Below are 22480 nucleotides of genomic sequence, written 5' to 3'. Positions count from 1 at the left end.
TTCCCTATATTATCCATTATAAAGTTTCAGCTAACCTATCTAAATAGGAATATCTAACCTTTTATACACAATTAATTTCTATAAAAAGGATAAAGATACAAAAATATTACATTTTTGATTCCACAAAAAAAGACAACCCAAAGGTTGTCTTTTCCATTACTTCAACTCAGCCCATCTTTTATCTAATGATTTTAACAGCTCATCTTCAGACGTTTGGCCACCGATGTATTCTTGTACATCTGCTCCAAATTTTTGCGTTACGCCTTCAGGGAACTTTGTCCATTCCCAAGGAATCGTTTTTTGCTCTTTAGAATATTTAAGAAGCTCGTCACCTAAAGGTCCGATGTCTTTTGCTTCGATTGACTTAAAGGCTGGAATGTACTTGAAGTCTTCTACTAGCGCTTTTTGACCTTCTTTAGATGTAACCATCCAGTTTAAGAAGTCTTTGGCTGCTTTTTTATCTGCCGCTGGTGCTTGTTTGTGAATAACCCAGTTGCTTGGAACGTCAATTGCAAGCTTGTCAGATACAGCTGCATCATCGCTTAACGGCATAGGTAGAATACCTACATCCATGTTCGGCGTAATTTTATCAAGCATTGGCTGAATCCAGTTTCCTTGCTGAATCATCGCTGCTTCACCGGTCGCAAATTTCGTTACTTGCGTGTTGTAGTCCGTCGTTAACGGATTTTTGTTTCCATATTTCACTGTTAAATCAAGCAGCTTTACATACTGTTTGAACTGCTCGTTTCCTGCGATTTTCGTACTGCCGTCATTTAATCCTTTAATAAATGCATCCGGATCTTTTTGACTGGCAAATGGAATGTTTAAGCCGTGGTTTCCAAGCACCCACCACTCTCCGTAGCCGATAGAAAATGGCGTAATGCCGGCTGCTTTTAGCTTTTTAGCCGCTGCTTCTAATTCTGAATACGTTTTTGGAAGTTCTTTGATGCCTGCTTTTTTGAACAGTTTTTTGTTATATGTAAATCCATAGCCTTCAAGACTGATTGGCTGTCCATATACTTTACCGTCCATCGTCATTGGTGTAAGTGTGTTTTCATATGCGTCATCAACCCAAGGCTGATCTGATAAATCTTCTAATTTATTTTTCCACGTTTTCGCCTCTTGATATCCGCCGTTTGTGAAAAGGTCGGGTGCATTGCCCGACGCAAACTGCGCTTTTAAGGCTGCTGCACCGTCAGCTCCTCCACCAACCGTTTGGATATTGAACTTCACGTTTGGATGTTCTTTTGTATATTGATCAGTTAGAGCTTTTAGCTGATCTGCAATTTCTACTTTTCCTTGAAATACGTCTACTACTACTTGATCTCCGCCGCTTTTTTTATTACCAGATGCGCTTTCGTTTGAACATGCGGTTGAAAATAAAAGCGTAGCCGATAAAACACCTACTGCTAAAGGCCATTTTTTCATTTTGAATGCCATTTTCTGTTCCTCCCTATTTGCTGCTGGTTTTGATGCCTCAGCCTCAAAACCAGCCCTGTTGCCGCTTCTATTATTTAATTGAACCGCTTGTAATTCCTTTAACAATGTGTTTTTGCATTGCAAAGAAGAAGATTAATAGCGGGATAATACTGATTACAAGTGCTGCTAGTGCTAAATCCCACTGCTTTGTATACTGACCAAAGAAGAAGAATGTCGCAAGCGGAATCGTTCTTAGCTCAGGATCTTGCAAAACAAGAGACGGAAGTAAGAAGTCATTCCAAATCCATAGGCTGTTTAAGATGACGACAGTCACTGTAATTGGCTTTAATAACGGGAATACAATTCTCCAGAATACGCCTAGACGTGAGCATCCGTCGATGATTGCCGCTTCTTCTAGCTCAACTGGAATTCCTTTAATAAATCCGTGGTATAAGAAAATCGTCATACCTGAACCGAAGCCTAAGTACATGATCACAATACCCCAAATGCTGTTTAACAGATTTAAGTTTCCTGCTACTTTTACAAGTGGAATCATGATGGATTGAAATGGAATAACCATTGCCGCTACGAATGCCATAAAGATAATGCTGCTGATTTTTTTCTTTGTTCGAACCAGCATGTAAGCTGCCATTGAACAGAAGATGACTAGAACTGCGTTACTGATGACTGTAATGATTAGCGAGTTGCTAAGCACTTTTAAGTAGTTCATTTGGTTAAATGCATTAACAAAGTTTTGAAACTGAATCGTTGTTGGCAGTGCCGATGTGTTTGATAAAATTTCTGCAAATGACTTCAGTGAGTTTGAAAGCACGTAATAAAAGGGAACCAAGAACACCAGTCCAAGCAGGACCGCTAAAATTTCAACAATAAAGGTTTTGCTCGTATATTTGTTTCCCATTACGATTCAACCTCCTTCTTCTTCGTGTATGTTACTTGAATAATCGTAATCGCTGCTACGACGATGAAGAAAATTAAGGCTTTTGCTTCACCTAGACCGTATCTGTTATTCACAAATGCTTCTGTATAAATGTTAAGCGCTAACATTTCTGTTGATTTGAATGGACCACCGTTTGTTAATGATAAGTTGACATCAAATACTTTAAATGACCATGAAATCGTTAAGAATAAACAAACCGTTACTGCCGGCGCTACCATTGGAATTGTAATGTGACGAAGAATTTGCCATCTGCTTGCTCCGTCAATTTTTGCTGCTTCAATAAGCTCTTGCGGTACGTTTTGCAGTGCTGCTGTGTAAATAAGCATGATATAACCTGCTCCTTGCCATACACTTACAATCACGATGCCCCAAAATGCTGTTTTTGCGTCTCCCAACCAAGGAAGTTCAAAAAGTGAGATTCCCGTGATTTGTCCGATAGATGCAAATCCTTTTACGAAAATGAACTGCCATACAAATCCTAGTAAAAGTCCGCCAATTAAATTCGGCATAAAGAAAACCGTACGTAAAATGTTTCGTGTTTTTAACATTTGAGTAACAAGGATTGCTAACACGAACCCAACCACATTCGTTAAGATAATCGCAACGACCGTATATTTTGTTGTGATCCAAAACGACTGCTGAAACTGCTTATCTTCGGTGAACAAGTACTTGAAGTTATCAAGCCCCACCCAGTTAATCGTGCCGTTTACTCCGTTCCAGTCTGTAAATGAATAATAAATCCCTGTAAAAAATGGTATAAGTACAATCACACAAAACGCTAAAAGTGCGGGCCCTACAAATAGAGCAAATAAACCTACATTTTTCAAATTTTTACGTTTTTTCGTATTAATGGATGGTTCTCTTTTAAGTTCTTGCTTTAAAGGAACATATTCTGTCTCCTGTAATTTACTTTGGCTATTCATCTTACTAGCACCTCCCTATGTCTTATTTTAGCGAAATCCGCTATTTATGAAACCGCTTTAATTGACGAGTAGGGTGTAAAATATTGACCTTTGTGCAACATTTTCTCCCCTGTGCACATTTTACATACTTTTCTAAAGCATGAAAGAAATAAAAGAAAAAGCTAGAAGTGGACGACATATCTTCTTATCTTATACACTAGAAAAAAGATGTAGTTGGGAGGAACATACGCATGACAGCAAAACGAGCGCTAATTACAGGTGCCAATTCAGGAATGGGCCTGGCCACAACGATTGAACTAGCTAAAAAAGGATTCGAAGTCATTATGGTATGCCGAAATGAAGAAAGAGGAAATGCCGCTTTAGAAGAAGCGAAACGCCAAAGCGAATCGGATTCCATATCTCTTATGACCTGTGACCTAGGTTCTCTTGACAGTATCCGGGCTTTCAGTGAAGACTTTACGTCTCGCTACAGTGTACTTGATGTGCTGATTAATAACGCGGGCGTCGTGACAATTAAGCGGGAAACAACACAAGACGGATTTGAAATGATGCTTGGTGTCAATCATTTGGGTCACTTTTTATTAACTAATTTACTTTTAGATCCGCTGAAAAAAGCTCAACAGGGACGCATTATAAACGTTGGCTCCGGTGCTCATAAAGCGGGAAAAATAGACCTCACCAACCCTCACTTAACAACAGGATTCGGAATATGGCGAGGATACTCTCAGTCTAAATTAGCAAATAACTTATTTACGGTTCATTTAAGTAAAAAGTTAAAAGACACCTCTGTAACCGTAAATTGCCTTCACCCCGGAGCCGTGTCTACCGCTATCGGCGTTAATCGTCAAACGGGTTTTGGAAAAAGCGTTCACGCCGTGCTTCGCCCTTTCTTTTTAACGCCTCTTCAAGGTGCCGAAACAGCTATTTATTTAGCTGACAGTCCTGAAGTGACGCATATTAGCGGCGCTTATTTTTATAAAAAACGCGTGACTCCTCCTTCTTCAAGAGCAAAAAATGAACGGCTTGCAGAAGAATTTTGGGACTGGAGTGCGCGCGAAGTTGGTTTATAAAGTAGATAGATACGCTTGGGAAAGAAAAAAGTAATGAAAAAGGTCAGCTTTTCAGCTGACCTTTTCGTATTAAAAAAACGTTAGTCCTATAGCAAAAATAAAGCCTGATACAATTAAGGTCGTCACGCAGTAGCCCATTATATCGCGTGCTCCGAGCCCTGCGATAGCTAGTGCAGGTAGTGCCCAAAACGGCTGCGCCATATTCATCCATGCTTCTCCGTAAGCAATGGCCATCGCAGCGACTCCCGGATCTACGCCGAGCTGTTCAGCTGCCGGCATAATAAAAGGTCCTTGTACAACCCAGTGTCCTCCTCCTGACGGAACAAAAAAGTTCACAACGCCAGAACTTAAAAACGCAAGAAACGGAAATGTCGTTTCATTTGAAATCGAGATAAATGCGTTCGTTAGCTTCCCGCCTAAGCCTGATAGCTCCATCATGCCTTGAATACCTGCGTAGAATGGAAACTGAATCACAATCCCAGCGGTTCCTTTCGCAGCATTGGAAACGGCATTCATATAGGATAAAGGTGTGCGGTGAAGTAAAATACCCGTCGTAAAAAACAATAAATTCACCGTGTTGATATCCATTTTAAAACCGTTTGTAACAAAATAATAAATTAAATATGAATACCCAAGAAGTGCAATTGTTAGACTTAAAAACCTGCTGTTCTCCATGCGTACAGCAAATGTTGGCTTAGAAGAAGTTGTCTCAACAACTGTAGCCGGCGCCATTTCATCTTCTGCCAATAGTCTTGGATCGATTTCTACCACTTCTTTTCCCGTCGGCATCATCAGTCTTGTCATAATAGGAAGGACAATCAACAATCCGAGGGTAATAAATAAGTTGTAGCCTGTAAAAATTGTGTCTGAGAGTGGAATAAGTCCAGCCGTTTTTTCCATTGGATTTCCAGGTGTAGCAGCGACAAGAGGAATCGAACCTGACAAGCCTCCGTGCCATGTTAAAAACCCTATGTAAGCACAGGCAATTAAAAACCGATAATCAGATCCCGGCACGCGTTTCGCTACTTCTTTCGCAAACAGCGCACCTACAATTAAGCCAAACCCCCAGTTAATCATACAAGCCATGGCTGCGCCTAGCGTGACCAGAATAACCCCTTGCGCCGGAGTTTTGGCTAACAGTGCTATGTTTACAAGCCACTTCTTTACAAGCGGCGAGCTAGCAAGCGCATGCCCTGTGACAAGCACCAAGCTCATTTGCATCGCAAATGCAAGAAGGTTCCAAAAGCCGCTTCCCCAAAACTGAACCATCTCAATCGGCCCGTGAGGAGTAAAAACAATACCTGATACAAATAAAATCAGCGTCAGGATTAAAGCAAATACAAACGGATCAGGTAAAAAACGCTGAACAAGCGCCGTGAAGAAATTAGATAACGCTTTCATTTTACTCCTCCTTTACAGGAATGCTCCTGTGAATAAATGTCGACAAGCATCTTTAATTATACATAATTTGTTGAAAATTGTTAATATTTAGTTTAATAAAAAACCCCTTCTGCTTTCCAGAAGGGGTTTACACACTAAACGTTTGAATAAGAGTTGGCTCTCCGTCAAGTTCAATTTTCTTTTCTTGAAAGGAAATATGTAAGCTTTCATAAATATGTTTCCAAAATGAAATAGCCCGCTTATTGCCTGCAAGCTCAATAATCATATACGTTCCTTTTCGATGAGAGAAAATGTCTTTTACCGTTTCAGAAGCAATGCCCTGCTTTCGGTATTTGTTTAAGATAAAAAAATCATTGATGCAGTAATCTGCTTCTTGCTGAAGTGCGGGCTGTTCAAGAAGTAAAAAAAAGCCCGTCAGCTTATCATCTACTTTAATAAAGTATGGCGAGAGGCCTTCTACTTTCCAAAACAAGGGCAGCTCTTCAAAATGAAAAGCTCCATCTTCGCGAATATCTAAAGAAGGTGTATACGCAGATAAATCATGGAGATAAAGAGAATACAAATTTTGCAAAACGCCCGCTTGGCTTTTAGGTACTTTTTCAATCGTAAGCATTCTTAGTTCATCTCCTTCTTTTCCTATCATAAGGGTTTTTTGTGAAAGTTTACAGTAAAAATGTTTGAGGCAAAGTGAAGATGGATAGTCAAAAAGCTCTTTTTTCATTTTGTAGATGTATGAAGCGCAATAAAAAAACGATCATCTCCGGTACTGTACGCTCCGTCTGATAATCGTTTTTTATGTTTTGTGTGCTGATGCTGAAGTTTTTCCTTCTTTGTTTTGGTTTTGCGCGTTTCCATGTCTGCAAATATAAACAGGCTGCGGTTTAATTCTGGATTTCGTTTTCCTTCACGCGTCATTTTATCACGCATTTTTTTTGCTTTTGACTTTGCCATGTAACTTCCTCCCTATATAAACGATGTATACATATCTTACTGCTTTTTTATAAAATGTCAAGTTCAGAAGCACTGATGTGTTAACAGTGCTTCTGTATAGTCATGACTCTTTATTTTTCAGCATATCATCTAATTTTTGTTCCATTCTCTGAAGCCTTTTTTCATTTGCCCCCTGCTTTTGAATCAACCTTTTTAAGCCTATAATAAATGCAATTATTACTCCTGCTATTCCTATCAGGATCAGCAGCATAAGAATTTGAAAAATAATATCACCTATATTAACCATAGTTCCACCTTTAATCTATTTTTTTACATTATATCATTTATTTGGATGTATATCGCTTTATTGCATAAAAAAAAGCTCTCAATACCGAGAGCTTCATTTACTACCTTCATCGTAGACCGTCCACTTTTCCTGTTTGATTTGATTGGAAACATCAATCAGTTTATTTTTCACCCGGTCCTTTTCTGCTCCTGTTAAAGGCGTAGGTCGGTAGTCGTTTCGCGCCGTTGTGGAAGAAATACGGAATGGAATGACGTTGATGTCTTTATTAGTCGTTAGCTTTCCATCTTTAATCGTAAAGGTCTGTTGAAATACAAATGTATCCTTATCACTTGGATTTTTGTTTCCGCCAAACATAAAGTTTCCTAAGCTATAGACAATAAATTTATTTTTGTATTCTTCAATTCCTTGAACAACGTGAGGGTGATGACCTAAAATCAAATCTGCTCCGTTATCAATTGTATACTTCGCCAGTGCCTGCTGCGCTGTATCAGGAACATAGTGTCGTTCAGATCCCCAGTGGAAATGCACAATGATAATTTTGGCGCCTTTCTTTTTTAAAGACTTAATTCCGTCTTTAATCTGACTTCTTACTTCTTTTGTGTCATCCCAGCCCGGATATCCAAGCAATCCTACTTTGACTCCTTTTACCGTTGTGATATATGTATCTTCATAGCCAAAATAGCCTATTCCGCTTTTCTTTAAGTTTTCTCGTGTATCATCATATCCTTGCTGTAAATAATCATGCGTATGATTATTAGCTAAGTTAACGGTTTCAATACTTCCTTGTTTTAAAATATTTACAAACGAAGGATCACCTTTAAAACGAAATGTTTTACTTGCTTTTTCCGTCGCAGTTGTCAGCGTTGTTTCTAAATTAACCGTTGTTAAGTCATCTTGCTCAAAGATCGATTTTACATTTTGCGTAAAATACGGCAGGCCATTTCTTGCTGCTACGTCGTTAAAAGTAGAATCGTACCCAAAGCTTTCATCGTTTCCTAAGGTAAAATCTCCTGCTGCGCTAACTTTAATGGTTGTATTGATTGCGTCTTTTTTCTCTTTTTTACTCGCTTCTTCTTTAGACTTTACTGTTTCTTCTTTTTTCTGCGGCTCAGAAGAGGTTTGTTCTCCTGCTCCTCCGCACGCTCCCAGTAAAAAACACAAACTTCCATAAATAACAGCTTTTTTTAAATACTTGTTCATGTAACGTTAAAACCCCTTTTTACGTTTTGATAACTGTGTCTGGACTTGGTGTTTACTGCTTATTTCGCCAAATACATACAATTCTCCTGTTATATCGGCAAAATAAGTGAAATTTTTATAAAAAAAGGAAGTTTTTATATTCTTTTTGGGTTAGGACAAGAGGATTTGGCTAAGAGAAAAGTCGCGCAAACGCTGCGGAGAAAACTGATGAGCTGTACTAAACTTCAAGTGATTCACAAAATAGCAGAGCGATTCCAAACATCACCTAAAATAAAAACCTCCTTTGCTCATGCAAAGAAGGTTTTATTTAAACTTAACAAATCGAATCATTAGATTTAGGGTTTTTGAGTCCAAATAACGGGCGGATAAATAGTGCTAAGCCTGTGCCAAGCATTGCCATAACCATCCATACCCATCCGTGAAGACTAAATGAAGCAATGCCGCCAAAGTAAGCGCCAATGTTACAGCCAAAGGCAAGTCGCGCACCATATCCCATTAAAAGGCCCCCCACAACAGCTGCTCCTGCAACCCCGGGTTTAATCTTTCCTGGTTTGAACGTTCCTTGCGCCGTCGCTGAAATGAAAGCGCCTAGTATGATCCCAAAATTCAATACGCTGGTAGAGTCTGCTAGCACACTTTGCGTTAGCGCTTCTCCATTTGCACCTTGGAAAAATCCCCAGCTTGATACATCTATTCCAGCTGCCATCATTGCTTTTCCGCCCCATAAAGCAAAGGCAGAAGTAATACCCCAAGGATTTCCTCTTACAGCCAGCGTTAATGCATTTAATACAGCCAGCACAATCGCTGCAGTGAATAGAGGCCAAGAGCCGCGAATGATCTTTTTCCACCCTTTTGTCGTAGGAAGCTGCTTCATCATAGGCGGATTTTTCTTTTTGGCAATTTGAATCGTAATCCAGTAAATCGCTGCAAACGCGATAAGCTGTACAATCCAAGCACCAAAATAACCAAGGCCTGTCGATTCAGCTAATGAAATAGGAGGAAGCGAAGGTTGTTTTTGCCAAAATGGCAAATGATACGCCCCGAACATAGAGCCTACAATAAAGGCTAAAAGCGTTAAAATCATGGAAGAAGAGCCACCGCCTAACGAATACAGCGTTCCTGAGGCACATCCATTTCCTAGCTGCATGCCAATTCCAAACATAAACGAACCAACTATCACGCTGACTCCTACAGGTGAAACATATCCTTTTGGCATTACCCCTGTAAAGCTAAAGCCTGTACTTAAAATAATAGCAAACAGCGTTGACGCAATCGCTAGCATAAGCATATGCGCTTGCAAGCCTTGAACGTTGCCGACAGATACGAGTCGGCGAAACGCTGATGTAAAGCCAAAACGTGCGTAAAGAAGCGTCATTCCTAGTGCTAGACCGATAATAAATAACACACCTTGCGTCCAATCAGTCATTAGCACAATCGCTAGAAGTAAAATAACTGCTGCTATAACCCCTCCTGAAAATAACGGCTTTTGCATAGGGCTTAATTCTGTTACAACAGTAGTTGGCTTTGATTTATATGATGAGTGCAACGTTTGTGCCAAATCATCCACTCCTTTTCTGATAGAAATACTAAGAATTAATATTTATCATCTTATAGCACTTCCCTTTCTCTGTAAACTATTTAGCAAAATGAAAGTGAATTGTTTATTTTTTGAGTATTCTTACTTTCGTTCATACAAAAAGCAGAAGTTTCTGTTCTTCTGCTTTTGGCTGCTAAACGTAAATAGAATGAATCTCTTTTAAAGGTTTAGGATTAGGCTTTGCAAAATAATACCCTTGAAACAAATCATAACCCATCTCTATCAGGCATTTTAAATCTTCTTCTGTTTCTACACCTTCTGCAAGAGCCTGCGCCCCCATTTTATGGGTGATAGCTAACATCTCTTGGGCCACTTTTTTCTGTTTCTCATTCTTACTGACTCCGTTTGTGAATTCAAATGCCAATTTCACGACGTCAGGCTCCACTTCTAAAAGCCGATTCAGCGTATTATAGCCAACTCCTACGTCATCTAAAGCATATTTAAATCCGTGGGAGCGATAATAATTCAAAATGTTTTTCAAATGCTCAATATCTTGAACATCCTCCGTTTCAATCACTTCAAACACAATTTGCTCGGGCTTTATATTCAATTCTTTAATTAATGTAAATGTAGATGCTAAGCAATGCTCAGGGTTATATATTGCTGTAGGAATAAAGTTAATAAAAATCAGCTGATGATCAATAATACTAGCATTTTTTACAGCTTCTAAGCGGCAGGCTCGGTCAAGAGCGAAGGTTTTATTTCTTATTTGAGCAGCTTCAAACATTTTAAAAGGAGGTATAATACTTCCGTCTTCTTCTAATCCTCTTGATAAAATTTCGTGGCCAACGATATGCACGCGTTCATTATCAACCGATACAATCGGCTGATAATACGAGCAAATTCGCTTGTCTTCAATCAGCTCATCAATCCACAAGGCATCTTTCATTTTTTGGAAATCGGTGATTGGCTCCATACGCCGCAGGTTTTCAAACGGGCTCCGCTGCTTGGCTTCTACAGCCCACACATGCCGAGGGTCTAGATGCTGATGAATATAATCCATAAAATCCCAAAAGATATCTTCCCTCATCCAGATCATGTCTTCTCCAAGAGTCTTCCATTGGTTTTGAGAAATATCTTTAAAGTATTTTTCCAATTTCTTTGCATCCCTTGATTGCTGAAAAGAAACCGTATATCCTGTCCTAATTGGCAGACACGCGTCGCATCCCATAGCTCATCTTCTCCCTCATTTATCATCAGTTTTTTGTATGTATACACGTATAGTTCTTAGGAACTATACCACTTTTAAGAAACTTGCAAACCCTATTTTTCCGCTAAAATAGAATGTACCAAAAAGTTTTGGTAAAATGATAGACGTGTTTTATTGTCTACATCATAAGACGCACTTGATAAAAGGAAGTGAACCATACATGAGCAAAAACCGTTTTACGAAGTGGTTTTTATTTTCTTTACTACTCTTTGCCTTAAGTACTGGAGCAATGTATTATACGCTCTATATATTGTACTGGGCGTATTCTATTAAGCTGTTTTTAATTGTGGTGCCGCTCTTTACATTATTATCGGTTGCTTTTGGTTCGTTGGTAATCGTTCATGAGCGCAAAAGAAAACGCGTATTTCAGCTACAAAATGAAGGAGGCATTCCCAAAAATACGTTTATTCAAGGTTTTTCCGAAATAACGGTAGGAGCAGGCTGCATCTTGCTGTGCTTTTTTCTCTTTCTTTATTTTCTAATGGATTATTAAGTACATATAAAAAAGACGAGCAGGCAGCTCGTCTTTTTATTTGGATCTTTCTAGAATATCTCGAACGCTTGCATAATCAAGCTCTTTATAAGTACCAACACCTGGTTTTACAAAGGTCTTTTCAATAATCGCATCAAATTCAGAGTCATCAATATCATAGTCACGCAAGCTGTTCGGGGCTCCTAAGTCATTCCAGAAAGTGCGAAGCGCTTTTGCACCTTCCATTGCTGTTTCTTCATCGCTTTTTCCTTCTGGGTTGATGCCAAATACGTTTACAGCCAGTTGTTTTACACGAGAAGGATCTTCTTTTAGCACATGCTCCAGCCAATTAGGGAACAAGATAGCAAGGCCGCCTCCGTGGGGAATATCATACACGGCCGACAGAGCATGTTCAATACGATGAGTAGCCCAGTCTCCCCCGTCCGTTCCGTTTGCTAAGCTTCCGTTAAAAGCCGTCGTGCTGATATACATCATTGTTTCGCGATACTGATAAGAAGTCAGGTTTGTAAGAAGCTTAGGACCTTCTTGTACAGCTGTTCTTAGCAATGATTCAATAAAGCCGTCGATCATCGGCGTATTTTCTGTACGATGAAAATAGTGTTCAAGCGCATGCGACATACTGTCAACAATTCCATAGACTGTTTGGTCGCGCGGCACTGAAAACGTGTACGCCGGATCTAAGATAGAAAAGACGGGAAATACATGAGAAGACGTCCAACCTAGCTTTTCTTTTGTTTCCCAATTTGTAATAACAGAAGTTGAATTCATTTCAGATCCTGTTGCCGCAAGTGTTAAGACCGTTCCAAAAGGAAGAGCACCTGTAATCTCTACTTTGCGTGTAATTAAGTCCCATGTATTCCCTTCATACACGGCTCCAGCTGCGATAGCTTTTGTACAATCGATCACGCTTCCTCCCCCAACGGCTAAGAGAAAATCAATGTTTTCTTTTTTACATATGTCAACGCCTTTAGCTACCGTAGTCAAACGAGGGTTCGGTTCTACACCAGACAGCTCGTGAACAACTGCGTTAATAGACTGAAGTTCAGCTTTCACTTCGTCGTATACGCCATTTTGTTTGATGCTTCCTCCTCCGTATACTAACAGAACGTTTACTTGTTTATGATAAGAAGCAAGCTCTTGCGATAGCTTCGTAATTTGATTTTTTCCAAAGTATAATTTGGTAGGATTGTGCTGCAAAAATATATTCATGTTCTACACCTCTAGTTTTCTTTTCTTGTAAAAAGTGTATCACGAAAGCAGCTTCATCATTATTGAAGATTCTCTATATCTATTATCAATATTTTTGATAACCTTCTTGTACAAGTGAAATCAAGTGTTGAATGGGTGCCGTCAGCCATTTTTTCTTTTTGAATATGAGCTGTGAATAAAGATAAAATTCTTCATGGTCAAACGGGATTTTAATCAGTTTTCCATTTTCAATCTCTTGTTTTACCGCTATTTCTGGCACAAGAGCAATACCTAAATTATCCGCTACGCACTGTTTAATTGCTTCAAGACTGCTAAATGAAATCACCGATTGCATATGAATACCCCTGCTGCGCATCATCTCTTCTAAAAGCGTACGATAAGGGCAGCCACTCTCGGTTAAAATGATGGTTTCACCTTCAAACTCTTCCATTACAACGTTGTTTTTTTCACTAAAAAAATGCGAAGGCGAAGCAATCATAACCATGTTTTCTTTTCGAATAGGAATCACTTCTAAACTTGAAGAGGTTTGAAGGCGATCAAGCAAAACGGCTACGTCATACTTTCCGTCAATAATCCCTTGTGTTAAATTTGGACATAAACCCGCTTCTAGCATAATCTTTAGAGAAGGGTGCTGCTTTTTTAATTCACGAATATACGGTGTAATAAAATAAGCGGCCAGCGACTCCACGGTTCCTATTGAAACTGTTCCTCTAGCATCTTCATTCGTAGTAAGGCGCTCTTTTGCTTCATTTAATAACTCGGTTACTTGATTCACATAATAAAGCAATTCTTCACCAGGCTGAGTTAGCTTCATTTTTTGTCCTGTTCGTTCAAATAGTTTTTGACCGTAATGATCCTCTAATTTTTTTATATGAGTGGTAACGCTTGACTGAGCATACCCTAATTCCTCGCCCGTTCGTGTATAGCTCCCCCACTTCGCTACTTCTTTAAATGTATATAAATAGTTAATATCCATGTGCTGCTCCTTATGTACTGCTGTTTTGTTTCGTTATCCATATGCTAAAGCTGTTCTTAATCAGAACCTATACGTAAATAGAATCACAGTACAGTATAAGCGAACTTGTTTTGCCAAGCAATTTTATCAACCTTAAAAATTCTTTTTATATTAGGCAATTACGTCGTTTTTTGTTCATAGAATGAAAAACAAACTTATGAAAAGAAAGGGTGTATCTCGTGACAGCCTACAAAGAAGTGCTATATAAAGGAAAACGCTTTGTACTGATTCACGTATATGATTCAGGATACTGTGAAATTCGACCGATTGATCATGCTTTTAAAGTCGAACTTGTGCGATTAGATGAGATAGAACAATGTGGATAACAGTCATGAACGCAGCCATTGCAGCTGCGTTTTTGTTTGTATTATAAACAAGTGGATGAGATAAAAATACCTGAATTGGCTGGCCTTTTACATAATTTCTTCCTGTATACTTTGTAACTAAGGATATCCGCACTTATTTACTTTTTATACTTACACGAGGTGATGACATGAAAAAAGGCTGGCTGGAATGGATATTATTATCCGTTGCGTTAATTTGGGGAGCCAATTATACAATCGGAAAATTTGGAGTTGCTCATATGTCTTCTATCCAATTTAGCGCGCTGCGTTTTATAACGGTTGCTCCTATTCTTTTACTTATTACAGGAATCGTAGAGCGAGGCATTCGAATCGAAAAAAAAGACTGGGGACGTTTAATAGCGGTCAGCATAGTAGGCGTTACACTCTATCAAACGCTGTTTATGGTATCTGTTAAATATACGACAGCTACAAATGCTTCTTTACTTATTTCGATGTCTCCTATTTTCACAGGAATCTTAGCTATCTTATATAAGCATGAAGCTTTTTCATTAAAAACACAGCTAGGCTCTGTGCTTGCTTTTTTCGGGGCTGCGTTTGTACTGCTGTTTGGTCACTCTAGTCATGCGCTGTCGCAGCTTGCATGGTTCGGAAATATCATGGGGATTGTAGCGGCCGTTGCGTGGGGCTGGTATCCAATTTTAGCAAAACCTTTAGTCGTAAAATATTCTGCTTTGCGCGTGACTGCCTGGTCTGCTTTGATCGGAGCTATTCCTCTTACTGTCTACTGTCTTTTCACCTATCAAACGCTTATCTGGCCAACAGATATAGGCAGCTGGAGCTCTTTGGCATACTCTGTTTTGTTCGTGACGGTGTACGGGCTGGTAATGTGGTATGTAAGAATTGGAAAAATTGGGTCTACAAAAGTAATGGTTTACATGTATGTTATTCCTTTGTTCGCCGTTGTCTTTGCTGCTGTAGCCATTGGAGAAACCATCAATTCCATGCAGCTGCTTGGAGGACTTATTATTTTTAGCGGTTTGTATATTGTTAAAAAAAGCCCTGCTCCTAAAACAGCTCTCAAACTTAAAAAAGCAAACTAAAAAGAGTAACGGGTTCGGTTGATGCAAAAAAACAAGCTAAAAGCCATGTAATTAAAAGCCTAATTAGCATCTATTTTAATAGTGAATTAGCAATATGAATGGTAACGAATAACGCTCAGATTTTGTCTGAGCGTTATTCGTATATTATTTTAATGTCCTAATTGAATTAAGCCCCCGTTGGTTTTATTAATAAACATTTAATATGTTGATTAATTTTATGATTTTTTTATCCTCACCTGGGTCAACGTGAACCAGCTTTGCATTTCGAATAATATCCTCTGTGTAATTTTTCATAAAATCCTTATCTACCTGAGCAGAACTGGACCAATGTGAAGGAACGTTGTACACGTTAATTGTACCATTTCCGTTACTACTATAAGTCACTGAACCATCAACAGAACGAGAACCCTCTAATGTAACAACGTCTTTTGGATAGCTAGCACTAGTATCGTCATAAATATTGACTAATTCTCCGGCTGAAATGTGGCGAACATTTAGCTCATCTATCTCTTGATTTGGTCCTAGCTGTAACCAAATTCGAGCATATTCAATTTGTTTGCTCGAATAATTAGATAGTGTTTTTTTGTCTTCCTTCTTACTAACATTTGAATTACTATTTCCAGACGAAATGCTATCGGAATTTTCATCAACAGCTTTTTCTGAAGAGGCGTCATTTTTATCAGCTTTGTCTGATTGCTTCGACTCACTGCTTGAGGAACTTTCATCTGTTTTACTCGCAGCTTCTTTTGTTGAGGGGCTTCCATCCGTTTTGCCTGTAGCTTCTTTTACTGAGGAATTTATATTCATTTCACTTGTGGTTTCTTCTATGGATTTTTCGTCCTTGTTTCCAGCACACCCTACTAACGTTCCCACCAGCATAAATATAGCAGCATGAAAATAAACACGCTCGGTTCGTTTTTTCATTCGTCAAATCATTCCTTTCGTTTATTTGTTAATTTAAGCGAATGACAATATTTTCGTTTTATATCCAAACCTGTATAAAAAGCAGCTAGACTCTTTTTAAACTGTATTCATGAGTAATTTTATATTGATTATATACGCGTTTAAAACCGGTTCGTTCATAAAATAACGTCGCTTCCTCAGTATCTGTATAAAGAACGAGGCTGTCGTAGTAGTTCTCTGCATAGTGAATAATTTCTTTTAAAAGTCGTTTACCTATACCCTTTCTCCGAAACTGAGCTGAAACATAAAACCTTCTTACTCTTCCAACGTTAGCACACTTACTGTAAGGATCTTGATTAAGGCCCGCTACGGCGATTAATTGGTTTTGTTCACCGTAAACTCCCCACAGTCTTTCGCCTGTTTTATTAAATACGTTTTGCCCGTTTTTATACTCAGCTATTAGCTTGGTAAGAAAGAAAAAGCCTTCCTCCTGGCTTTCTATTAACAGCTCTTTTATATCATGCTCCATAAGATACGTTAGCGTGATGATCTTCATATATTCTCTCCCCGTTCAACAGGTGATGTTGTTTCCACAGACTGCTTGTTATGAACTAATACTGCAATACCTATGAGAGACGTTACTAGCAATAGGAAGCTTGCAAATAGATATACAATCCTCACCCCAAAGAAGTCCGCTACTGTACCTACAAACGCGATAGAAAGAATAAACGCACCCTGTACAAGAGTTGATTTTGCCGCTATTACTTTAGAAAGAACCCCACTGCTGCAGGCATTTTGATAAATGGTTTCCTGCGCTGCGTCTCGAAGCTGATAGGCAGGACCCATCATTACCAAAAGTGCTAAAGCTAAATACGGGTTCGTTACTAAGCCGTAAAAACCGGTTAAAACAGCATAACCGATTGAGCCTGCGAACATAAGAAGCAAAAGCCTTCCTTTTACCATAGAAGACATTCGGTACACAATAATTCCTCCGACTATGCTTCCAAAATAATACGCACCGTTTATATATCCCCACCATACTTCCCCTTTTCCAAGCACTTCTTTCACAAAAGAAAGAGTAATAGCCCCAATCCAAATGGTTCCAACGAGTGATTCAGTTATGTCCATTATAACGAGTGCTCTGATGCGTTTATGTATCCATAAAAAACGCCATCCTTCCATTAGTTTTGCCACGCTTCGCTTTTCTGGTTGTTTATATGTGCGGGCTTCTTTTATAAACAGCAAGCAAACAAACGAGAACAATAAAAGACCTGCCGTTATATATAAAGAATAAGTGAATCCTGTTAAAGACAAAACGAAACCACCAAGGGACCACCCTGCAAATAGAAAGGTTTGGTCAATTGTTGAAAGCAAACTATTCGCCTGCATTCTTTGACTATCACTTACTAAGCTACGGACAACCGACGTTTTAAAAATAGTAAAAAAACCGTTAAAAAAAGAAATGATCCCAACAATGACAAAACACATCGCTAGTACTGTGACTGTAAATTCTTGTGTGAGTAGCATATACAATCCAGCGAGCATTCCTATTTGCATAACCTGTACAGCCCGCATAATATGAAGAGATTTATATGTATCGGCTAGTAAAGGTACGCTAAGACCACTAAGGAGGCGAGCAAGTAAGCTCGTCATCGTAATCATTGATGCAAGAGCTGTTGAACCGGTGTTTTGATTTATATAGGAAGTCAGGGCCATTGTATAAAGAACAAAACCTAAATTTGTGGTTACTTGACTTGCTGCTAAAAAATAAAAACGCTGAGTCAATTTTTTCTCCTTTCCGTTAGGCGTAACATACAAAGGGATAATATTTTTTGTTAATTTTTCCCTTTTTAAACTATAACACTATTTGACGAAATCCAAAACTATCTATAATTTAGTAGATGGAGGTTTTTATGTTTAAATATAGTTTTCTTATTGTTCTTATTGCTTTTTTACTTATTAACTTTAACGGCCAGGAAAATCAAATTGTAGGTGGGAGAATAAAAAAAGAGCGAAGTGAGGTTTTCTTTGGAGAATATGACAGCTTTACAGGCCGCTACTCTCGGAGCATTAAACTCAAAAAAGGCGTAACCTACGTTTTCAGGCTATCTAAAAACACTAAAAGTGGAGACCTTTCTCTATATGTAGAAGATCCAAGACGTACACGTTTCTTTGAGATGACTAATAACTCTCTTTATCTAACACCCGAAAGAACGAGAAGATATCGTATTAACTTTATAGGCTCTGAGCATAAAGGATCTTTTCAGCTTCACTGGAAAAGCAGCGTTCAAAGGGATGATAATGAAACATCTGTTTAATGCCATGTGATTTAGACAACGTTTAAACGAGGAGGAATGGTTTATGATGATTAATCAAGCTGTCCTGTACACTCATCTACTGGACGAAATGAAGGCTTTTTATGTGAATTCCCTCAATTTCCCATTAACCGCCGCTTCACCGCGTTCTTTTTCCGTTGGAGTTGGTGAAAGTGAGCTAACCTTTAAAGAGACTTCTGTACATACAAAGCCCTTTTACCATTTTGCTTTTAATGTTCCAGCAAACCGCTTTATGGAAGCAAAGAAATGGGCTACTCAGAGAGTCTTCCTCAATACAGAAGAGAAGAAAGATGAGATTTATTTTGAAGCATTTGATGCTCATTCGTTTTATTTTAAAGATCCTGCTCATAATATTGTTGAATACATTTCAAGACATTCAGACTGCCCGCCATCCAACGACCCCTTTTCTTCTAAGTCGCTTTTAAGCATAGGAGAAATCAACTTGACAACGCCTCATGTCCGCTCTGTAGGGACACAGCTTATTAACTCGGGTATCAACGTGCGCAACAACAGGCCATTAAACGAGAACTTTAACTTTTTAGGAAGCGGCAGTGCGTTTTTTCTTGTAGGGGCGCCTAAAAGACGGTGGTTTTTTTCGGACCGAGACTCTGAAGTTCATCCATTAACGGTGAAGGTTAATCATTCTCTAGCAGTTGCGTTAGATAAAAAAGGAATGCTGAAGATTACGCAAGAATGATTGTTTTTTCAATAAAGCCATGTAACAAACGAACTTGTTACATGGCTGTTTTTGTTCAAAATTCAGCTCTACTCCACCTATAGGTTTTGTATATAGTTCTCGATGTCCTTTCTGTTCATCAGCATAAAAACCTTGCAATCCTCATCGTTTCTAAGCTTTTCAAACCGTTTTCTCATCTTTTTTTGCCGCTCTCTGTACGTCGTAAGAATAAATGTAAAAAATGACCAATCTACTTTTTCAGGACATCCTTTTGCCATATCTTCACGCGTTTTTCTTGCATATACAATCCTCCGCTTTATCACTCGGTACACACAAACGATTAGAGGAAGCTCTAAATAAATAATGGTATCTGCATGCTTCACTCGCAGGTCATACGAATTGCTGTAGTTCCCGTCGATAATCCAGCTGTCTTTTTTTACAATGTGCTCCTGCAATTCTCTAAAACTATCATTGTCTCTTTCCGTCCAGCCCGGCTGCCAATACAGGCTGTCTAAATGATGTACTTCTAGATCAAGCTTTTTCCCTAATTTCTTGGCAAATGTGGACTTTCCTACTCCTGGAGAAACGCCCATTACCAGCACTCTTTTCATCTCATCACCTTACCTTTTTAGAAAATAAAGCTAATTGAAGAGAAGGCAACTGTTTATACTGACTCGGTGTACTAAAAGCAGACTGCTGTATAAAGAAGCTTCATGTTAGCAGTTTTATTCGCATAATTTTCAGATAACATATAAACATTCATCATAAATTTCTGTATTCCTTCTTGCTTTGTAGTAAATAGGTTGCTTTTATTAATCGTTTCCTTTACCTTAAATGTGAGTATATAAAAGTAAGGTGAAAAAAATGAATGCATCTATGCTAAAGAGATTTTTACGAAACCTCGGGATTTTTATTTATATTGTCATCGCAGCTATTAATATTTACTTAACGAGAAATGACTTGAGCGATATGCTTACTCGCCTTGTGCTGCTGACTATTTTACTTCCTTTGTTTTTTAGTTTTGTGTATGCGTTAGGAAAATCACATTTTAAAAGACAAGAAGAGCTCGCTCAACAAGAGAAGAAAAAAGAGTAAAAAAAGCCTTTTATAGAGGGGATTCCCCTTTCTAAAAGGCTTTTACTTTTTTTCATATAACTGAACATTAACTACATCAGGATTAACGTGATACTGCTTGGCAAGTTGATTTACGACTTGCTGAATCTCCTTCTTTTTATAGAAAGAAAGTTGTTCGGCGGGCAGAAGAACGAGAACTTGAGCTTCCGCATAGTCATTCAGCACTCTAACCTCTTGAAAACCATACTGCGTCAAAGCTGATTTTAACTCTTTTTCAAAGTCGCTGCTTTCTTTTGGGACGGCTATGGAGAACCGATTGTAAGAAACTAGCGAAACCTCTTTCTCTTCAGGCTTTGTATACACCGCCCAAGCAGTTGTCAGTACTGTGACAGCAATACCAACATTCAATACCCACACTTTCATACCATGAACGCCCCTTTTAATCGAGTTTGTTCATGATATGAAAAAATTTATTGGTTCATGCGTTATCTTCCTAGCCATCCTCCGTCTACGGCAAGCAAGTGCCCGTGAATATAAGCAGACGCATCAGATGCTAAAAAGACGACCGCTCCCTTAAAATCATCTGCTTGTCCCCATCTTCCTGCGGGAATACGTTCAATAATTTGTCTGCTGCGCGTTTCATCGTTAATAAGTGCTTCATTCATATCAGTAGCAATGTACCCTGGTACAATTCCATTAACATTTACGCCTTTTGCTGCCCATTCATTAGATAAAGCCTTTGTAAGCTGAGCAACTCCGCCTTTTGCTGCGGCATAAGCTGGAACGGTAATACCTCCTTGGTAAGAAAGCAAAGATGCCATATTAATGATTTTTCCGCTTCCTTGTTTAAGCATTTGGCGGCCCGCCTGCTGACATAACAACCATACGGTTTTTAAATTAACGTTCATAACAGCGTCCCAATCTTCTTCTGCAAAGTCTACAGCGGGTGAACGTCTTTGAATGCCCGCGTTGTTCACTAAAATATCGAGCTTGCCAAAATAAGCAACAACCGATGAGATCGCTTCGCTTACTTCAGAAGCGTTTTCTAGATCACAATTAACAATAAAACATTTTCTTCCCAGACGTTCAATTTCTTCTTTTACTCCAAGAAATTCCTTTGATCTCTGCAGCAGAGCGATATCCGAACCTGCTTCTGCCAAAGCAATCGCCATTGATCTTCCAATTCCTCTTGTTGCTCCTGTAATCGCTGCCACTTTACCATCTAAAGAAAACAAATCTACTGTCATTGTTCATTCTCCTCTCCGTTTGGTGCAAATAAAACCTTAAGTGATTCATCAGGCCGCTGCATAAACTCAAACCCCGCTTGAATATCTTCAAGCTGCAGTTTATGAGAAATTAAAGAATCTGCTTCTATTTCACCGTTTGCCAGTAAATCAATAGCCGTCTGAAAATCTTCCCTTGTATAACATCTCGTTGTAGTTAATGAAATTTCTTTAAAGTGCATCGCTGCTAAATCTACTTCTGGAGCGCTTTTGTATACGCTCACCACTACAATCTCTCCTTGAATACGGCTTGTTTCAACCATTTGTTTTGCTGTAATTTGATTTCCGGCTACTTCAAATACAACGTCTGCACCGACTTCATTCGTAAGCAAACGCACTTCTTTTACTACGTCTCTTTTCGCTGCATCAATTGGTATAAAGCCAAGTTCTTTCGCTTTAGTTAAGCGATAAGAACTAATATCAGAGATCATTACTTTTTTTGCTCCTGCTCGTTTCGCAATCATCCCGATTAGCAGTCCAATAGGTCCTGCCCCTAAAATGACAGCTTGGTCTCCTACTTTCAAACGCGAGCGTCGCACTGTATGTACGGCAACCGCTACAGGTTCTGCAAGGGCTGCATGCTCGCTAGACAGTTTCTCTGGCAAGAGGTGAAGGCGGTTCACAGGAACAGCCACGTACTGCGCAAAACCTCCATCTTGATCAATGCCGATTAGTTTTAACTTTTTACAAACGTGAAACTGTCCTTTTACACAAGCTTCGCACGTTCCGCAGCTAAGCGTAGGCTCAACTGCTACGCGGTCACCTAAAGAAAATTCCGTTTCTCCTCGGATTTCCTCTATCACTCCGCTGAATTCATGTCCCATAGTGAGTGGCGCCTGTGCTCTAGGGTGTTTTCCAAAATAAATCATCATATCCGTTCCGCAAATTCCAGCATGAGATACCTTTACAAGCGCTTCTCCTTTTTTTATAACCGGTTTCGCTTTTTGCTGCATAACGGCTTTTGTTTCTGAAACGTAGACACCTGCTTTCATTTCTCCATCCCCTTTTGTATACTTGTCGACAAGTTGAAGAGAAAAATATTCAAAAATATTTCGAATATTTCATCCCTTT

Annotated in this window: 26 protein-coding genes; 7 read left to right on the top strand and 19 right to left on the bottom strand. The window is 39.0% G+C overall.

Annotation, left to right across the window (positions count from 1 at the left end; genetic code table 11):
- Positions 1–156: 156 nt before the first annotated feature.
- The 3 genes from ACWATA_RS10260 to ACWATA_RS10250 form a co-directional block, all read right to left on the bottom strand.
- Positions 157–1440: an ABC transporter substrate-binding protein gene (locus tag ACWATA_RS10260; RefSeq protein WP_430079039.1), complete on the bottom strand. Its 1284-nt coding sequence runs from the start codon at positions 1438–1440 to the stop codon at positions 157–159.
- A gap of 70 nt (positions 1441–1510) precedes the next feature.
- Positions 1511–2338 (bottom strand): carbohydrate ABC transporter permease, encoded by an 828-nt coding sequence (locus ACWATA_RS10255; protein WP_013057493.1) that lies wholly within the window; start codon positions 2336–2338, stop codon positions 1511–1513.
- The gene (locus ACWATA_RS10250; protein ID WP_057244664.1) at positions 2338–3300 is read right to left on the bottom strand and encodes a carbohydrate ABC transporter permease; all 963 of its coding nucleotides are present in this window, start codon (positions 3298–3300) and stop codon (positions 2338–2340) included. The genes ACWATA_RS10255 and ACWATA_RS10250 overlap by 1 nt, the downstream gene beginning before the upstream one ends.
- Before the next feature lie 230 nt (positions 3301–3530).
- Here ACWATA_RS10250 and ACWATA_RS10245 point away from each other — a divergent pair, with 230 nt between their 5' ends.
- Positions 3531–4370: an SDR family oxidoreductase gene (locus tag ACWATA_RS10245; RefSeq protein ID WP_473049809.1), complete on the top strand. Its 840-nt coding sequence runs from the start codon at positions 3531–3533 to the stop codon at positions 4368–4370.
- A 69-nt stretch (positions 4371–4439) separates the two neighbouring features.
- Here the strand turns inward: ACWATA_RS10245 and ACWATA_RS10240 are convergent, their stop codons facing one another.
- From ACWATA_RS10240 to ACWATA_RS10210, 7 genes are all read right to left on the bottom strand, one after another.
- The gene (locus tag ACWATA_RS10240) at positions 4440–5771 is read right to left on the bottom strand and encodes a TIGR00366 family protein (protein ID WP_473049808.1); all 1332 of its coding nucleotides are present in this window, start codon (positions 5769–5771) and stop codon (positions 4440–4442) included.
- Positions 5772–5898: 127 nt separating this feature from the next.
- Positions 5899–6384: a GNAT family N-acetyltransferase gene (locus ACWATA_RS10235; RefSeq protein ID WP_028412945.1), complete on the bottom strand. Its 486-nt coding sequence runs from the start codon at positions 6382–6384 to the stop codon at positions 5899–5901.
- A gap of 104 nt (positions 6385–6488) precedes the next feature.
- Entirely contained in the window at positions 6489–6722 is a 234-nt protein-coding gene (brfA, locus tag ACWATA_RS10230; protein WP_028412944.1) for a ribosome rescue factor BrfA, read from the bottom strand.
- A gap of 100 nt (positions 6723–6822) precedes the next feature.
- The gene (locus tag ACWATA_RS10225) at positions 6823–7008 is read right to left on the bottom strand and encodes a DUF4083 family protein (RefSeq protein WP_013057499.1); all 186 of its coding nucleotides are present in this window, start codon (positions 7006–7008) and stop codon (positions 6823–6825) included.
- Positions 7009–7101: 93 nt separating this feature from the next.
- On the bottom strand, positions 7102–8208 hold the full coding sequence (locus ACWATA_RS10220) for a CapA family protein (protein WP_335707120.1): 1107 nt from the start codon (positions 8206–8208) through the stop codon (positions 7102–7104).
- 313 nt (positions 8209–8521) lie between these two features.
- Positions 8522–9766: a YeeE/YedE family protein gene (locus ACWATA_RS10215; RefSeq protein WP_473049807.1), complete on the bottom strand. Its 1245-nt coding sequence runs from the start codon at positions 9764–9766 to the stop codon at positions 8522–8524.
- A gap of 172 nt (positions 9767–9938) precedes the next feature.
- Positions 9939–10976, bottom strand: coding sequence for an EAL domain-containing protein (locus tag ACWATA_RS10210; RefSeq protein ID WP_473049806.1), 1038 nt, complete (start codon positions 10974–10976; stop codon positions 9939–9941).
- Between the two features lie 199 nt (positions 10977–11175).
- On the opposite strand from ACWATA_RS10210, the gene ACWATA_RS10205 reads away from it, so the two are divergent.
- Entirely contained in the window at positions 11176–11508 is a 333-nt protein-coding gene (locus ACWATA_RS10205; RefSeq protein WP_154973649.1) for a hypothetical protein, read from the top strand.
- A gap of 36 nt (positions 11509–11544) precedes the next feature.
- Here the strand turns inward: ACWATA_RS10205 and ACWATA_RS10200 are convergent, their stop codons facing one another.
- Together ACWATA_RS10200 and ACWATA_RS10195 are read right to left on the bottom strand one after the other, a co-directional pair.
- Complete coding sequence (locus ACWATA_RS10200) at positions 11545–12717, bottom strand: iron-containing alcohol dehydrogenase (protein ID WP_473049805.1); 1173 nt, start codon at positions 12715–12717, stop codon at positions 11545–11547.
- Positions 12718–12802: 85 nt separating this feature from the next.
- Positions 12803–13693 carry a LysR family transcriptional regulator gene (locus ACWATA_RS10195; RefSeq protein ID WP_028412938.1) on the bottom strand — a complete coding sequence of 297 codons (891 nt, stop codon included), beginning with the start codon at positions 13691–13693 and terminating at the stop codon, positions 12803–12805.
- 218 nt (positions 13694–13911) lie between these two features.
- On the opposite strand from ACWATA_RS10195, the gene ACWATA_RS10190 reads away from it, so the two are divergent.
- Together ACWATA_RS10190 and ACWATA_RS10185 are read left to right on the top strand one after the other, a co-directional pair.
- On the top strand, positions 13912–14058 hold the full coding sequence (locus ACWATA_RS10190) for a hypothetical protein (RefSeq protein WP_013057506.1): 147 nt from the start codon (positions 13912–13914) through the stop codon (positions 14056–14058).
- Between the two features lie 167 nt (positions 14059–14225).
- Positions 14226–15137, top strand: a complete 912-nt coding sequence (locus ACWATA_RS10185; RefSeq protein WP_473049804.1) for a DMT family transporter — start codon at positions 14226–14228, stop codon at positions 15135–15137.
- A gap of 186 nt (positions 15138–15323) precedes the next feature.
- Here the strand turns inward: ACWATA_RS10185 and ACWATA_RS10180 are convergent, their stop codons facing one another.
- The 3 genes from ACWATA_RS10180 to ACWATA_RS10170 form a co-directional block, all read right to left on the bottom strand.
- On the bottom strand, positions 15324–16061 hold the full coding sequence (locus tag ACWATA_RS10180) for a YdeJ family lipoprotein (RefSeq protein WP_155010065.1): 738 nt from the start codon (positions 16059–16061) through the stop codon (positions 15324–15326).
- Positions 16062–16146: 85 nt separating this feature from the next.
- Complete coding sequence (locus ACWATA_RS10175) at positions 16147–16596, bottom strand: GNAT family N-acetyltransferase (protein ID WP_155010064.1); 450 nt, start codon at positions 16594–16596, stop codon at positions 16147–16149.
- Positions 16593–17825 (bottom strand): MFS transporter, encoded by a 1233-nt coding sequence (locus ACWATA_RS10170; protein WP_155010063.1) that lies wholly within the window; start codon positions 17823–17825, stop codon positions 16593–16595. Before ACWATA_RS10170 ends, ACWATA_RS10175 begins: the two co-directional genes overlap by 4 nt.
- A 128-nt stretch (positions 17826–17953) precedes the next feature.
- On the opposite strand from ACWATA_RS10170, the gene ACWATA_RS10165 reads away from it, so the two are divergent.
- A complete protein-coding gene (locus ACWATA_RS10165; RefSeq protein ID WP_028412934.1) occupies positions 17954–18358 on the top strand; it encodes a hypothetical protein in 405 nt (134 codons plus the stop codon).
- Between the two features lie 43 nt (positions 18359–18401).
- Complete coding sequence (locus ACWATA_RS10160) at positions 18402–19073, top strand: VOC family protein (RefSeq protein ID WP_155010062.1); 672 nt, start codon at positions 18402–18404, stop codon at positions 19071–19073.
- 77 nt (positions 19074–19150) lie between these two features.
- On the opposite strand, the gene ACWATA_RS10155 is transcribed toward ACWATA_RS10160, so the two are convergent.
- Entirely contained in the window at positions 19151–19663 is a 513-nt protein-coding gene (locus tag ACWATA_RS10155) for a P-loop NTPase family protein (RefSeq protein ID WP_473049803.1), read from the bottom strand.
- Between the two features lie 253 nt (positions 19664–19916).
- On the opposite strand from ACWATA_RS10155, the gene ACWATA_RS10150 reads away from it, so the two are divergent.
- Positions 19917–20147: a hypothetical protein gene (locus ACWATA_RS10150; protein ID WP_033579352.1), complete on the top strand. Its 231-nt coding sequence runs from the start codon at positions 19917–19919 to the stop codon at positions 20145–20147.
- Between the two features lie 42 nt (positions 20148–20189).
- On the opposite strand, the gene ACWATA_RS10145 is transcribed toward ACWATA_RS10150, so the two are convergent.
- The 3 genes from ACWATA_RS10145 to ACWATA_RS10135 form a co-directional block, all read right to left on the bottom strand.
- Positions 20190–20549 carry a hypothetical protein gene (locus ACWATA_RS10145; RefSeq protein ID WP_155017333.1) on the bottom strand — a complete coding sequence of 120 codons (360 nt, stop codon included), beginning with the start codon at positions 20547–20549 and terminating at the stop codon, positions 20190–20192.
- A gap of 62 nt (positions 20550–20611) precedes the next feature.
- Entirely contained in the window at positions 20612–21373 is a 762-nt protein-coding gene (locus ACWATA_RS10140; protein ID WP_013083640.1) for a glucose 1-dehydrogenase, read from the bottom strand.
- Entirely contained in the window at positions 21370–22401 is a 1032-nt protein-coding gene (locus ACWATA_RS10135) for a zinc-dependent alcohol dehydrogenase (protein WP_205664127.1), read from the bottom strand. Before ACWATA_RS10135 ends, ACWATA_RS10140 begins: the two co-directional genes overlap by 4 nt.
- Between the last annotated feature and the right edge of the window lie 79 nt (positions 22402–22480).

The organism is Priestia sp. USM5, assembly GCF_058323215.1.
The sequence above is the reverse complement of the archived record's forward strand: the minus strand, read 5'-3'. Positions and strand labels throughout refer to the sequence as shown.